The organism is Microbacterium rhizosphaerae (assembly GCF_034120055.1).
Classification (GTDB): domain Bacteria; phylum Actinomycetota; class Actinomycetes; order Actinomycetales; family Microbacteriaceae; genus Microbacterium; species Microbacterium rhizosphaerae.
Map to the genome: position 1 here is coordinate 3,093,865 of NZ_CP139368.1, position 14,439 is coordinate 3,108,303.

The window sequence follows — 14,439 nt, forward strand, 5'->3', positions numbered from 1 at the left end:
AACGGCATCCTCGCACGCTCCGCGGACCGTGGTGAGAGGATCCCGTGCTCCTGACTCAGCCCAGGGCGAGATGCGCCCGCCACCCGCCGAGCTCCGAGATGTCGAGCGCACCCGCGAGGGCGCCGGGGGTCGCGAGGAAGCCGGCGACCCGCGTGCCGTCCGCAAGGAGCACGGAGCCGATGGCGAGGGGTGCGGGCACCGCGTCGACGAAGGCTGCGAAGCCGGTAGCCGGGAGTTCCCACACCTCGCCCGCGATGGACGCACCGCCGCCACCCGTATGCGCGAGCCCCGGCTTGGGGGGCGTCGTCGCCAGCGCGAACAGGCCGTACTCGGGCGCGGTCCGCGCCGCGGCGACGAACGACGCGCCCGCCGCGACGAGTTCGCGGTTGAGCGGCTGGCCCGCCAGGTGCGCTCCGACGACGAAGATGCGGCGGGATGCCTCGGCCATGCGCTGCGCGATCTGGCCGAGCACATTGTCCGAGAACGCGGGTCCGGACAGCATGACGCCGAACGGCAGCCCGTCGACGAAGCCCGCGGGGATGGCGAGAGCGGCGAAGTCGAGCAGGTTCGCGAAGTTCGTGTACCTGCCCATGCGCGAGTTGGCTCCGACAGGATCCGCCGCGACCTCGGCGAGCGTCGGATGCCACGTCGTCGTCGGCGTGAGGAGTGCGACGCATCCGTCGAGCTCCGCCGCACCGCGCAGGCGCAGCTCGGCGAGGTGCGCGAGGTCGTCGAACAGCTCGTGGGCGGTCGGCTCGGCACCGGCGAGGATGATGCCCGCGACCGTCGCGTCGAGGTCGCGGCCGATGAGTGCGCGATTCGCCTCGATATGCGCGCCGACAGCGCTGTACCGCTCGGCGACGAACGCGCCGTCGTACAGCAGGCGCGCCGCCTCGAGGAGGGGGGCGATGTCGCGTTCGACGACGGTGAAACCCGCCCGTTCTGCGCGCGCGACCGCGGCGGCGAAAGCCTCGCCCCACCCGGCTGCGAGGCCGTCGAGCTGCTCCGGCAGGGGGACGGCGATCGTGGACCCTGCGGGCAGCGCGGCGTGCGCCGCATCCGTCCGCGCGAGCGGGTCGAGACCGTCCGGCCCGCTCATGAGCTCGACCGCGCGACGGGCCAGGGCGAGGTCCCGGGCGAACACCGTGACGACGTCCTGCGTGCGGCACGCGGGGACGACGCCCGTGGTGGGCACGATGCCCTTGGTCGGCTTCACGCCGTAGATGCCGTTGAGTGCGGCCGGCACGCGGCCCGAGCCCGCCGTGTCGGTGCCGAGCGCGAGGTCCACGAGACCGAGGGCCACGGCGACCGCGGATCCGGATGACGACCCGCCCGAGATCCGCGACGGATCCCACGCATTGCGGACCGCGCCGAACGGCGACCGCGAGCCGACGAGACCGGTCGCGAACTGGTCGAGGTTCGTCTTTCCCACGACGATCGCGCCGGCCGCCCGCAGACGGGCGACGGCCGTCGCGTCGGAGTCCGGGTCGTAGGCGAAGGATGCCGATGCCGCGGTCGTCGCCACGCCCGCGACGTCGATGTTGTCCTTCACCGCGACCGTGAGTCCCGCAAGGGGGAGGCTCTCTCCCGCGGCGACGCGGGCGTCGATGCGCTCGGCCTCGGCGCCCAGGTCGCCGCGATCGCGCAGCGAGATCCACACCTCGGGGCGGTCGACCTCGTCGACACGTGCAAGCGCGTGGGACACCGCATCCACTGCGGTCCGGCGGATCATGCGTGCGCTCCGATCGCCGCGAGCAGCTGGCCGGGGGCGACCTGCTCCCCCGGTGCCGCATACAGCTCGACGATCCGGCCGCCGCGCGGCGCGGTCACCTTGGACTCCATCTTCATCGCCTCCACGGACAGGATGGGGTCGCCCGCGGCGACCGTCGCACCGACCTCGACGGCGAGCTTCCAGACCGTCGACGCGAACGGCGCATAGACCGGCTCCGCCCCCTCGGGAAGGGTCGCGTCCGCCGTCTGCGGCGCAGCAGGCGGGGCATCCACCCGCTCGAACTCGCCCGCGAGACGCCAGCGCTCGCGCTCCTCGGCGAAGGCCTCAGCCTGCCGCGCGCGGAACTCGGCGATCGAGTCCGCGTTCGCATCCAGGAACCGGCGGTACTCGGCGATGGAGAACGTACCGTCGGCCGTCTCGAACGCGCCGCGGCCGGCATCCGTCTCGGCGCGCAGCTCGAGGAGCTCCTCGGCCGAGACCGGGTACCACTCGATGCGGTCGAAGAAGCGCAGCGCCCACGGGTGCTCGGTGAACAGGCCGCCGCGGCGGAACCTGTTCCAGATCTGCACCGTACGTCCCACGAACTGGTAGCCGCCCGGGCCCTCCATCCCGTAGATGCACATGTACGCGCCGCCGATTCCGACGGAGTTCTCCGCCGTCCACGTGCGGGCGGGGTTGTACTTCGTCGTCACGAGGCGGTGGCGGGGATCCAGCGGCGTCGCGACCGGCGCCCCGAGGTACACGTCCCCGAGGCCGAGCACGAGGTAGCTCGCGTCGAACACGGTGCGGTACACGTCGTCGACCGAGTCGAGGCCGTTGATGCGGCGGATGAACTCGATGTTCCACGGCGTCCACGGAGCGTCGTTGCGCACTCCGTTCATGTAGCGCTCGATCGCGAGCCGCGTCGCCGGATCGTCCCAGCTGAGGGGCAGGCGCACCGTGCGCGAGGGCACGACGAGCTCGCTCGTGGGCGGGACCTCCGCCTCGAGCTCCTGCAGCAGCGCCGCCATGCGGGATGCGGGCATCACCGACGGATCCGTGTGGACCTGCAGCGAGCGGATGCCGGGAGTCACATCGAGCACGCCGTCCGGCGCGTGCGCGGCGAGCGTCTCCTGCAGCGCGTGGACGCGCATGCGCAGGGCCAGGTCGAGCTGCATCGGGCCGTACTCGACCAGCACGTTGGCGTCGCCGTCGCGGCGGTAGGTGACGCTGGGCGCCGCATCCGTCCCCTCCTGGCGCGCATACACGCCGTCGTCCCCATCGCCGCCGCTCGTGAGGAGCGTGGGCGACGTGCGCTGAGCGACGAGTGACGGCGCCTCCGCCTCGCGGACCGGAACGAACCGCACCCGATCCCCCGGGCGCAGCTGGCCGACCTTGAAGAGCTCGTCGCTCGTGACGACCGCGGGGCACACGAATCCGCCGAGCGAGGGCCCGTCGGGTCCGAGGATGATCGGCGTGTCACCGGTGAAGTCGATCGCCCCCACCGCGTACGCCGTGTCGTGGATGTTCGACGGATGCAGCCCCGCCTCACCGCCGTCCTGCCGCGCCCACCGCGGCTTCGGGCCCATGAGGCGCACGCCGGTCCGCGCAGAGTTCAAGTGCACCTCGAACTCCGTCTGATAGAACGTGTCGAGGTCGTCGTCGGTGAAGAACTCGGGTGCTCCGTGCGGTCCCTCGGTCACGCCGATCGTCCACGAGTGGGTGAAGGCGGGACGCCGCTCGGGCGGGGTCGGGGCGGTGGGCCCCGACGCCGCGGCCCCCGGCCGCAGCACGTCGCCCGCGAGGAGCGCCCGTCCGCCGTGTCCGCCGAAGCCCCCGAGCGTGAACGTCGACGCGCTGCCGAGATACGTCGGCACATCGAGGCCGCCGCGCACCGCGAGGTACGCACGCAGGCCGGGGCCGTTCAGGGGACCCACCGCCAGGGTCGCTCCGGAGGGGACATCGACCGGCTCCCACTGCGGCACGGGCTCGCCGTCGACGGTGACGACGGCCGGTGCGCCGGTCACAGCGACGACGGCCGCGTCGGAGAACGTCAGCGTCGGGCCCGTGAGCATGATCTCGAGCCCCGGAGCCGTCTCCGGGTTGCCCACGGCGAGGTTGGCCTCCGCGAACGAGACGCGGTCGAACGGCCCGCTCGGAGGCACGCCGATCTGCCAGTACCCGACACGTCCGGGCAGGTCCTGCACGGTCGTCATCGCACCCGGCGCCACGACGTCGATGCGCGGCTCGGGGTCGGTCGTGACATCCAGCGTCGACGTGCTGTGGGTGGCCGCGACGAGGTCGGGCGAGCACGTCAGGGCGCGCAGCATCCCGATGTTCGTGACGATGCCGTCCACCCGGCTCGCGCCGAGAGCCTCGCCGAGGAGGGCGAGGGCGGCGGGGCGGTCGTCGGCATGCGCGATGACCTTCGCGAGCATCGGATCGTAGGATGCGGTGACCTCGGTGCCGTCCTCGATCCAGCCGTCGACGCGGACGCCGGGCAGGGACTCCGGAAAGACAGCGCGCGTCACCAGTCCCGTCGACGGCAGCGACCCGCGGCCCGGATCCTCCGCGTACACGCGCGCCTCGACCGCCGCACCGCGCGACGTCCACTCACGCTCGAAGACGTCGTCGAGCGCTCCAGCGCCATCCCGGGCCAGTCGCAGCATCATCGCGACGAGATCGACGCCGAACGCCTCCTCCGTCACCGGGTGCTCGACCTGCAGGCGCGTGTTGACCTCGAGGAAGGAGGCCTCCTCGCGGGCGGCGTCGTACACGAACTCGACGGTGCCGGCGCTGCGATACGAGACGGATGCGGCGAGCTCTCGCGCGGAGCGATGCAGCAGCTCCCGCACATGGGTGGGGAGCGCCGGCGCCGGCGCCTCTTCGATGACCTTCTGGTTGCGCCGCTGCAGAGAGCAGTCGCGGTCGCCGAACACCGCGACCCGTCCTTCGCCATCGCCGAACACCTGCACCTCGACGTGTCGGGCGGGCCGCACGAAGCGCTCGAGGAAGATGCCGGTTGAGCCGAAGTTCGATGCGGCGAGGGCGGCGACGCGGGCGTACGCGTCACGGACCTCGTCGAGCGTGAAGCACGCCTGCATGCCGATGCCGCCGCCACCGCCGGTGGCCTTCAGCATGACGGGCAGCCCGATGAGCTCCGCCGCCTCGACCGCCGCGTCGGCATCCGGGAGGAGGTCTGTCCCTTGTACGAGCGGCACACCCGCGAGCCGGGCGAGCTCGCGCGCCGTGTGCTTCTCGCCGAACTTGGAGATGTGCTCGGCGGACGGACCGACGAAGCGGATGCCGGTCTCCTCGACCGCGCTCGAGAACGCGAGGCTCTCGGACAGGAATCCGTAACCAGGATGGATGAGCCCCGCGCCGGTGCTCTGTGCTGCCTCGAGCACGGCGTCGATACGCAGGTACGACTCCTTGGGGGCCGCGGGTCCGAGGCGCACGGCGGTGTCCGCCTCGCGCACGTGCGGAGCGGCGCGGTCGGCATCGGAGTAGACCGCGACGGTCCGCATCCCGAGGTCCCGGGCGGACCGCATGATGCGCCGCGCGATCTCACCGCGGTTCGCGACGAGCAGGGTGTCGAGCGACAGGGATGTCACCGGGAGGCCTCCTCGAATGCGTCGCGGCCCGCGGGGTCGACGACGATCATGCGCAGCGGGGTGGGGTTGAAGTCATTGCACGGGTTGTTCATCTGCGGGCAGTTCGAGAGCAGGACCAGCACGTCGCGCTCGGCACGAAGCGCGACCCGCTTGCCCGGCCCGCTCATACCGTCGACGATGCCCAAGGCACCGTCGGATTCGATCGGCACGTTCATGAACCAGTTGATGTTCGAGACCAGATCGCGTGCGCCGAGCCCGTGCGCGGCGCCCTCGGAGAGGAAGTTCTCGCGGCACGCGTGCTGGAAGGCGACGTGGTGCCCGTAGCGCAGCGTGTTCGACTCCTTCGAGCAGGCGCCGCCGATCGTGTCGTGGCGGTCGATGTCGGTGGCGACGATCGTCATGAGCGGCTGCGACTCGTTCGACATCAGGACCGATCCCGTGCGCAGGTACGCGTTCCGCTGCGCTGCGATCGTGTCCGGCGCGCTGTATCGGTGGGTCGTGTCGTGGGCGTCGAAGGCGAGGAAGTCCGCCGACTGGTTGCCGCCGACATCAACGATCGTGAGGACGTGGCCGGCCGCGACGACCGCGGACCAGGACGCGTTGGATGCCACGCGCTCGTCGAGGACGACATCGCCCGCGACAGCGCTCGCGCCCCAGTCCAGGACGGATTCCGGTGCGGCGACCGCGCCGACGGGCACGGTGCTGTCGAGATCGAGGGTGTTCAGCATGCGCGAGCCTCCGCGTAGTCGAGGGTGTTGAGGTAGACGCGACGCGACTCCGGCGACGCGTCGACGAGCGGATCGCCGGGTCGCGTCGGCTCGCCGCGCCACGCGTGCACGCGCAGCGGTCCGACGAGGTAGCCGTCGCGCGGGTCGAGCGGATGGGCGACGTTCGCGACGAGCAGGATGAGCGGGAGCTCGGCGACGAGGGTCACCGAGGTGCCCGCGCCCGCCGAGCCCGTCCACGCCGCGTCCCCGTCGGGGCCGACGCGTACACCCTGGAAGAACGAGATGCTCGGCGGCAGGTCGCGCGAGGCGAGCCCGTGCTTCGCGCCCGCCTTGACGAACAGGGCACGCCCCGAGGGCGCCGGTCCCTCCGGACGTGCATCGCCGTAGCGCGCCAGGTTGCCGGCATCCGTCGAGGTTCCGAACAGCGCATCGTGACGGCCGGAGTTGTCCTCGATGATCGTCGCGAGCGCGCGCCCGTCGCCCGAGAGCAGCGGGTGCCCGGCGCCGAGGTACGCCTGCCACGGGATCTTCACCGTGTCCGCGGCATTCAGCCGCTCCCACGGCTCCAGCGCGTTGAACAGAACCACATGCGCGTTCGCGTCTCCCGTCGGATCGTCGAAGCGGATGCGGGTGCCGCGGGCAACGACCCGGTGGGTGTAGCCGCCCGGCGCGACGGTCTCCGCCCAGATCAGCTCCGCAGCGTCGACGCCGTCCGGAACGAAGGGCGACGAGGAGGCGGGGAGGTACGGCATCCACTCGCTCGTGAGACTCCCCTGCGCGCGCGCATCGGCGCGCGCGTTGCCCACGGTGTCGGTCGTGTGCTCGGCCGCAAGGCTCATCGTCCGGCCTTCCCCGTGAGGCGGGCGATGACCGCCCAGGCGCCGGGGAGCAGCATTGCGGCCGCAGCCAGCTTGATGAGGTCACCGACGAGGAACGGTGCGAGTCCGACACCGACGGCGACGGAGAGGGGCATCCCGAGCGCGACGGCGAGCCACGGGACGCCGACGAGGTAGACGGTCGCTGAGCCGGCGAGCAGGGCGCCGACGGTCGGAAGGATGCGGCCGCCCCCGCGTTCGGCGATGAAGCCGACGATCCAGGCGGCGAGGACGAACCCGACGAGATAGCCGCCGGTCGCGCCGAACACGACGTGCGCACCACCCGAGGCGGATGCGAAGACCGGGAGTCCGATGACTCCCGCGGCGAGGTAGACGAGCATCGACAACGCGCCGCGCAGCGAACCGAGCGCCGCGCCGACGAGCAGGACGCTGAAGGTCTGCAGCGTGAACGGCACGGGCTGCAGCGGGACGACGATCTGTGCGGCGAGCGCGGTCAGCAGCGCTCCCCCGCCGACGAGAACGACGTCGGCGAGGAGAGAGCGCGGGACGACGAGGTCGATGAGGGGCGCCGTGCGGCGCGAGACGTGGACGGTGGACATGGCCTGCTCCCCTGCTCCGGATACCTGTCGAGCGACAGGTATAGGAAAGCTTGGCCAGGACGCGTGTCGAGTCGGTTGTCGTCACGTTTCGCGCGTGTAACACCTCCTTCACCTCCGATCGGAGGCATGAGGACGTGTCAGTCGCACGCCTCAGGCGGGTCTGGGGCATCGCCGTCGCGTGCGAGGTGCGCTCGCCTGCGCACCGTGAATGCGAGAAGCGCAGCTCGTCGGGTCGCCGTGCTCTGGCCAGGTGAGCGAGCTCGGACGCGCTCCGACGCCGTCGAACGAGCATGGGGATAGTGGAGCCGCTTTGGGGAATCGAACCCCAGACCTATTCATTACGAGTGAATCGCTCTGCCGACTGAGCTAAAGCGGCGTGTGCTTCGCCCTGCGAGGCACGAGTAACGAGTTTACACGGCGGCGGCGCCGACACGAAACCGAGCCGGGCTCGTCAGCCGCAGTGCAGTCCGTCCTTCGGCACCGTCCCCTTGATGAGGTATGCATCGATCGCGGTGTCGACGCACACGTTGCCCTTGTTGTATCCGGTGTGGCCCTCGCCGACACGCGTCACAAGCACACCCGACGACAGCTGATCGGCCAAGGAGACCGCCCACGAATAGGGCGTGGCCGGGTCGTTGGTCGTGCCGATGACGACGATCGGGGCGGCCCCGTTCGCCGCGATCTTCCCGGGCTTGCCCGTGGCGGGGTAGGGCCAGCTGTCGCAGATGCTGACATCGGGGTTCGACCAATAGGGCGCGATCGTCGGCGCCTTCGCCTTCAGCTCGGCCTGCGCGGCATCCTTCTCGGCCTGTGTCGCGTCGTTCGGGTAGTCCATGCACTGGTACGTGTTGAACGCCTCGAAGAGGTTGTCGGTGTACTTGCCTTCGGGAGTCCGGTTGTAATAGAAGTCGGCGAGCTGGAAGGCGACGTTCGGGTCGCCCGCGAGCACGTCCTTGAGCGCTTCGGTGAGGTACTTCCAGCTGTCCTGCGAATACAGGGCCGCGACGATCCCGGTCATGAGCGAGTCGGCGCCGAGGTAGCGTCCGTCATCGTTCTTGAGGGGCTTGGCATCCACACTCGCGAGCAGGGTTCCGAGATCGGCCATCGCATCGTCGACCGTGCCGCGGAAGGGGCACCCGCTCTTCTTGAGGCAGTCCGCCATGTACGCGCGCAGCGCCGACTCGAAGCCGATACCCTGTGTGACGCCGGACTGCAGCGATGACACCGACGGATCGACTGCGCCGTCGAGCACGAATCGCCCGACCCGCTCCGGGTAGAGGTTCGCGTAGGTCGCGCCGAGCATCGTGCCGTACGAGTAGCCGAGGTAGTCGAGCTTGGACTCGCCCAGGACTGCGCGCAGCACATCCATGTCGCGCGCGGCGTTCTCGGTGGTGATGTACTGCAGGATCCCCTTGCTGTTCTGGTCGCAGGACTCGGCGAACCTCGTGTTGTTCTCCTTCAGCTGCGCGTCCCATGCGGCGCTCCCGCGCGTTCCGCTCGGGATGTCGAACAGATACGAGTCCATGTCCTTCGCGTCGAGGCAGACGACCGACGTCGATGCGCCGACGCCCCGCGGGTCGAACCCGATCACGTCGTACGCGTTCTCCACCGTCTTGTCGACGGCGGTGCTCATCCCGTCGCGTACGAACTGCACGCCGCTCTCGCCCGGACCGCCCGGATTGGTCACGAGCGATCCGATGCGGGACGAGCTCGGCGCGAGGTGACGGATGACCGCGATCTTCAGGTCGGCCTTCGACGGGTTCTCCCAGTCGAGCGGGACTTTGATGTCCGCGCATTCGAAGCCCTGCCCGCACGACGTCCACTCGACGTGCTGCCCGTAGTACGGGAGCAGATCGTCCGAGACCCCCGACGTGTCGGGCGACGCGGTCACGCCCTTCGTCGGAGTCGTCTCCGGCGGGATCATCGAGTACAGACATCCCGAGAGGGCGATGGATGCGGCGGCCAGTCCGGCGATGACGGCCAGCACTCGGGTTCGTGTTCTCACAGCGTCCTCCCGCTCGCGACGGTCACGAGCAGACTCTCCAGGGCAAGGGCGGGGGCGACGTTCTGCTCGAGGTTGCGGCGGGTCAGCGCGATCTTGTCGAGCACGATCAGGGTGCGCTGGGGGCTCCACGATCCGGCGAGCGTCTCGAGCTCGGGTGCGAGCTCCGAGTTCACCAGGTCATGACGGCCGTACTGCAGCACCACCACGTCTCGGAACATCGACTGCAGGTCGGTCAGCACCCTGTCGATGCCGTCGCGGAGACTCCGGGTCGCCCGACGCTTCTGCTCCTCCTCGAGGGCGTTCAGCTGCGAGCGGACCGCGGGCGGCACGGCCGCGCCCTCGGCGACGCCGACCATGCGCAGCAGCTCCGCACGCTCTTGCTCGTTGCGCTCGAGCGTCAGGGCGTCCGCGTCGTCCTTGGCGGCCTTGGCGATCTCGCCGGCCACGTCGACCGCGTCGCCCACCCCGCGCACGCGCAGGACGCCGCGCAGCGTCAGATCACGCCGGTCGCGGGCGGCGGCATCCGTCGCCAGCCGCTGGGCCATGCCGATGTGCCGCTGCGCGTGACGGGCCGACTGCTCGGCGACAGCCGGGTCTGCTCCCGTGCGCTGGACGATGAGGGCTGCGACGTCGGCGACCTCGGGCTCGCGCAGGCGCAGCGTGCGCACGCGCGAGCGGATCGTCGGCAGCAGGTCGGCGTCGCTCGGCGCGCAGAGCACCCACACCGTGCGCTCGGGCGGCTCTTCCAGGGCCTTCAGGAGGACGTTGGAGGTGCGCTCCGTCATGCGGTCGGCGTCCTCCATCACGATGACGCGGTAGCGGCCCAGGGACGGCGCGAAGTACGAGCGCTCGACGAGGGCGCGCGCATCCTTGATCGAGATGATGACACCCTCGGTGCGCAACGCCGTGATGTCGGGATGCGTGCCCGAGAGCACCTGGTGCATCGCCCGCTCGTCGCCCTCCTCGGCGATGAGGGCGGCCGCGAACGCGTGCGCGAGCGTGGAACGACCGGATCCGGGCGGCCCGGTGATGAGCCAGGCATGGGCGAGGTTCGCGGGATCGGATGCGGCGGCCGACAGCTGGGCGACAGCCTCATCCTGCCCCCACACCTCACCCCACGGCAGGGCGGAGAGCGCGGTCGCGGGGGCCGTGGCATCCATGCTGTCCACCCTAAACGGGGGCGCCTACACGCCCGGTGTGAGCAAGGTCTCGATTCGGTCGCGGACCGCTGCGGCGAGCTCGTCGGCCGGGGCGGATGCATCGAGCACGAGGAACCGCTCCGGCTCCGCCGCGGCAAGTCCCAGGAACGCCTCGCGCACCCGCTCGTGGAAATCGGACTGCTCGGCCTCCAGCCGGTCGAACGGCTTGTCGTCGGCGTTCAGGCGATCCCGCGCGATGTCGTGATCGAGGTCGAGGAGGACGGTGAGGTCGGGCAGCAGGCCCTCGGCAGCCCAGACCGACAGCCGTCGGACGTCGTCGGCGCCGAGCACCCGACCGGAGCCCTGATAGGCGATCGACGAATCGAGATAGCGGTCCTGGATGACGACCTCGCCGCGCGCGAGTGCAGGCCGGACGACGGTCGCGACATGGTGCGCCCGGTCGGCGGCGTAGAGCAGCGCTTCGGCGCGGGGGGCGACCTCTCCCCGATGATGGAGGACGATGTCGCGGATCAGCTCACCGACCTCGGTTCCACCGGGTTCGCGCGTGCGCAGCACGATGCGTCCGGCGGAGGTCAGCCACTCCTCCAGCAGACGCGCCTGAGTCGACTTTCCGACCCCGTCGCCGCCCTCGAATGTGACGAACAGGCCCGTCACTTCTTCGTGCTCTTCGCGGCGCTGCGGGCGGTCGTCGTACGCGTGGTGCGCTTGGGCGCGGGTCCCTTCGCGCGCTTGTCCGCCAGCAGCTGGACCGCCCGGTCGAACGTGACCGCCATCGCGTCCTCTCCGCGCGGGATCGTCGCGTTCGTCGTGCCGTCGGTCACGTACGGGCCGAAGCGGCCGTCCTTGAGCTTGATCGGCTTGCCGCTCACCGGGTCGTTCTCGAACTCCTTGAGCGCGCTCGAGGCGCGCCGGGCGCCGTACTTCGGTTCGGCGAAGCGCGCGAGCGCCTGGTCGAGCGTGATGGTGAAGATCTGGTCCTCGTCGTCGAGCGAGCGCGAGTCCGCGCCCTTCTTGATGTACGCGCCGTACCGGCCGTTCTGCGCGGTGATCGGCTCACCGGACTCCGGGTCGGCGCCGACCGTGCGGGGCAGGTCGAGGAGCTTGAGCGCGGTCTCCAGATCGACGGTGTCGACCGACATCGTCTTGAAGAGGGATGCCGTGCGCGGCTTCGGAGCCGCGGCCGCCTTCTTGGCCGTGCGCTTCTTGGGGGCGTCCTCGATCTCGCCGGTCTCGAGGTCCGCGGCATCCGGGTCGACCGGATCCTCCTCCTGCACGTACGGCCCGAACCGGCCGTCCTTGACGACGACGATCTTGCCGTTGGCCGGGTTCTCCCCCAGAACGCGATCGCCCGCGACGGGGGCGTCGATGAGCTCCTGGGCGCGCGCGGCGGTGAGCTCGTCCGGCGCGAGGTCCTCGGGCACGTTGACGCGACGCGGCGCCGCATCGGGCTGCTGTGGGTCGGAGACCTCCAGATACGGACCGTACTTGCCGAAGCGAAGAGTCGCCACGTCGCTGATACGCGTCGAGTTGAGCTCGCGGGCGTCGATCTCGCCGAGGTTGTCGACGACGTTGCGCAGGCCGACCTGGGCATCCGAGCCGAAATAGAAGTCCTGCAGCCATCCGACGCGCTGCTGCTCGCCGCGGGCGATCGCGTCGAGGTCGTCCTCGAGCGCCGCCGTGAAGTCGTAGTCGACGAGGTCGGCGAAGTGCTGCTCGAGCAGCCGGACCACGCTGAAGGCGAGCCAGCTCGGCACGAGCGCCTGCCCCTTCTTCGTGACGTAGCCGCGCTCGAGGATCACGTCGATGATGCTGGCGAACGTCGACGGGCGGCCGATGCCCTTCTCCTCCAGCGCCTTGACGAGGCTCGCCTCGGTGTAGCGGGGCTTCGGGGTCGTCGTGTGGCCCTTGGGCTCGACCTCGCGCATCCGGATCTCGTCGCCGACAGCGAGCTGCGGCAGGGACTGGTCGTCGGCGCGGTCGGCGTCGCTGCGCTTCTCGTCCTTGCCCTCCTCATACGCCTCCAGGAAGCCCTTGAAGGTGTAGACGGTGCCGGATGCGGTGAACTCGGCAAGCTCGCCGTGGGCGTCGACAGCGAGGGTGACGGTCGTCGTCTCGTATTTGGCGTCGGCCATCTGGCTGGCGACCGTGCGCTTCCAGATGAGGTCGTAGAGCCGCAGCTCGTCGCGGTCGAGCTCGCCGGACACCTGCGAAGGCGTGCGGAACTCCTCGCCCGACGGGCGGATCGCCTCGTGCGCCTCCTGCGCGTTCTTGCTGTTGCTGCGGTACACGCGGGGGTTCAGCGGCACGGCCTTCTCGCCGTAGAGCTTCACGGCCTGCGCACGCGCCGCCTGCACCGCCTGGGTGCTCAGGGCGGTCGAGTCGGTGCGCATGTAGGTGATGAAGCCCTTCTCGTAGAGACGCTGGGCGACGCTCATCGCGTGCTTCGCGCTCATCGAGAGCTTGCGACCCGCCTCCTGCTGCATCGTGGAGGTCGTGAACGGGGCGCGCGGGCTGCGGGTCCCGGGCTTCGCCTCGATGCTCGTGACGGACGCGAGCCCCACGGCCTCGACGGCGGCAGCGAGCGCGCGCGCCCGCTGCTCATCGAGGACGAGCACGGCCTTCTTCAGCACACCGGCGTCGTCGAAGTCGGTGCCGCGGGCGAGCGGGGCGCCGCCGAGGCGCGCCAGGCGCGAGGTGAACGAGCTCTCCGCGTCGGGATCGTTCGGCGAACGCCTGACGGCGAGCGCCTCGAGGTCCCAGTAGCCGGCCGGGACGAACGCCATGCGCTCGCGCTCGCGGTCCACGACGAGACGGGTGGCGGCGGACTGCACGCGACCGGCGGACGTGCCCTGCTGCACCTTCATCCAGAGCACCGGCGACACATCCCACCCGTAGAGGCGGTCGAGGATGCGACGGGTCTCCTGCGCGTCGACGAGCGCGAGGTCGAGCTCGCGCGTGTTGTCGACGGCCGCGCGGATCGCGTCCTTGGTGATCTCGTGGAACACCATGCGCTTGACGGGGACCTTGGGCTTGAGCACCTGGAGCAGGTGCCACGCGATGGCCTCGCCCTCGCGGTCCTCATCTGTCGCGAGGAGGACCTCGTCGGCATCCTTCAGCGCGCGCTTGAGGTCCGCGACGGTCTTCGTCTTGCGGGCGTTGACGACGTAATAGGGGTCGAACCCGTTGTCGATGTCGATCGAGTACTTGCCATACGCGGCCTTCTTGTCCGCCGGGATGTCCTTCTTGTCGGCGAGGTCGCGGATGTGGCCGACGGAGCTCAGCACCTCGTAGCCGTCCCCCAGATAGCCCTGGATGGACTTCATCTTGGTGGGCGACTCGACGATGACGAGCTTCTTGCCTTGTGCCACGGGTTCCCCTCTTCTGTCGAAGCACACCATACACACGAGTTCCTGGGAGCGGGACAGCCGTTCGCTCAGCGGGAACCTGCATCATCGCGCGTCGGGCGGGCCTGCGCGAGCCGACGCACGAGCCGCGAGAGGGCCGAAGGGCACCCGCACGGTCACCGTCGCGATCAGTCCGTCGACTTCGCATGCGGTGAGGTCCGCACCGGAGCCCTCGGCGACACGCCGCGCGATGAGGCACGGCGCTGCATCTTCCGGCACGAGGACGGCACCGGATGCGACATCCGCCGCCGCCAGCGCTGCGGCGTCCGCAGCCGATGCCGCGCGCTGGGCGGTCGCGGATGCGGCACCCACGCTCGCGAGTCCCAGTCCGAGCGTGGCGGAGACTCCGAGAAGTCCCACCACGAGCACTGCTCCGGCCATC

At 70.5% G+C, this 14,439-nt stretch carries 10 protein-coding genes and 1 tRNA gene; all 11 read right to left on the reverse strand.

Annotated features, from left to right (window positions below; genetic code table 11):
• Positions 1-55 precede the first annotated feature (55 nt).
• The 11 genes from SM116_RS14060 to SM116_RS14110 all read right to left on the reverse strand — a co-directional run bounded on the left by SM116_RS14060 (position 56) and on the right by SM116_RS14110 (position 14,438).
• Positions 56-1,732, reverse strand: coding sequence for an allophanate hydrolase (locus tag SM116_RS14060; protein WP_320941596.1), 1,677 nt, complete (start codon positions 1,730-1,732; stop codon positions 56-58).
• Positions 1,729-5,325 carry an urea carboxylase gene (gene uca, locus SM116_RS14065; RefSeq protein ID WP_320941597.1) on the reverse strand — a complete coding sequence of 1,199 codons (3,597 nt, stop codon included), beginning with the start codon at positions 5,323-5,325 and terminating at the stop codon, positions 1,729-1,731. Before uca ends, SM116_RS14060 begins: the two co-directional genes overlap by 4 nt.
• A complete protein-coding gene (locus SM116_RS14070) occupies positions 5,322-6,053 on the reverse strand; it encodes an urea amidolyase associated protein UAAP2 (RefSeq protein WP_320941598.1) in 732 nt (243 codons plus the stop codon). The genes uca and SM116_RS14070 overlap by 4 nt, the downstream gene beginning before the upstream one ends.
• Positions 6,047-6,892: an urea amidolyase associated protein UAAP1 gene (locus tag SM116_RS14075; protein WP_320941599.1), complete on the reverse strand. Its 846-nt coding sequence runs from the start codon at positions 6,890-6,892 to the stop codon at positions 6,047-6,049. The genes SM116_RS14070 and SM116_RS14075 overlap by 7 nt, the downstream gene beginning before the upstream one ends.
• On the reverse strand, positions 6,889-7,488 hold the full coding sequence (locus SM116_RS14080; protein WP_320941600.1) for a biotin transporter BioY: 600 nt from the start codon (positions 7,486-7,488) through the stop codon (positions 6,889-6,891). The genes SM116_RS14075 and SM116_RS14080 overlap by 4 nt, the downstream gene beginning before the upstream one ends.
• Before the next feature lie 300 nt (positions 7,489-7,788).
• Positions 7,789-7,864 (reverse strand) — tRNA-Thr (locus tag SM116_RS14085).
• Between the two features lie 75 nt (positions 7,865-7,939).
• Entirely contained in the window at positions 7,940-9,493 is a 1,554-nt protein-coding gene (locus SM116_RS14090; RefSeq protein WP_320941601.1) for an alpha/beta hydrolase, read from the reverse strand.
• Positions 9,490-10,653: a DNA polymerase III subunit delta' gene (locus tag SM116_RS14095; RefSeq protein ID WP_320941602.1), complete on the reverse strand. Its 1,164-nt coding sequence runs from the start codon at positions 10,651-10,653 to the stop codon at positions 9,490-9,492. Before SM116_RS14095 ends, SM116_RS14090 begins: the two co-directional genes overlap by 4 nt.
• 24 nt (positions 10,654-10,677) lie before the next feature.
• Entirely contained in the window at positions 10,678-11,307 is a 630-nt protein-coding gene (gene tmk, locus SM116_RS14100; RefSeq protein ID WP_320941603.1) for a dTMP kinase, read from the reverse strand.
• Positions 11,304-14,021, reverse strand: coding sequence for a type I DNA topoisomerase (gene topA, locus SM116_RS14105; protein WP_320941604.1), 2,718 nt, complete (start codon positions 14,019-14,021; stop codon positions 11,304-11,306). The genes tmk and topA overlap by 4 nt, the downstream gene beginning before the upstream one ends.
• A gap of 81 nt (positions 14,022-14,102) precedes the next feature.
• Positions 14,103-14,438, reverse strand: a complete 336-nt coding sequence (locus SM116_RS14110) for an Rv3654c family TadE-like protein (protein WP_320941605.1) — start codon at positions 14,436-14,438, stop codon at positions 14,103-14,105.
• Between the last annotated feature and the right edge of the window lies 1 nt (position 14,439).

What these genes read in the sequence shown, in the direction of transcription:
- SM116_RS14110 (WP_320941605.1), bottom strand. Translation starts at nt 14,438, where the DNA reads ATGGCCGGAGCAGTGCTCGTGGTGGGACTTCTCGGAGTCTCCGCCACG.
- SM116_RS14070 (WP_320941598.1), bottom strand. Translation starts at nt 6,053, where the DNA reads ATGCTGAACACCCTCGATCTCGACAGCACCGTGCCCGTCGGCGCGGTC.
- SM116_RS14060 (WP_320941596.1), bottom strand. Translation starts at nt 1,732, where the DNA reads ATGATCCGCCGGACCGCAGTGGATGCGGTGTCCCACGCGCTTGCACGT.
- SM116_RS14080 (WP_320941600.1), bottom strand. Translation starts at nt 7,488, where the DNA reads ATGTCCACCGTCCACGTCTCGCGCCGCACGGCGCCCCTCATCGACCTC.
- SM116_RS14095 (WP_320941602.1), bottom strand. Translation starts at nt 10,653, where the DNA reads ATGGATGCCACGGCCCCCGCGACCGCGCTCTCCGCCCTGCCGTGGGGT.
- SM116_RS14075 (WP_320941599.1), bottom strand. Translation starts at nt 6,892, where the DNA reads ATGAGCCTTGCGGCCGAGCACACGACCGACACCGTGGGCAACGCGCGC.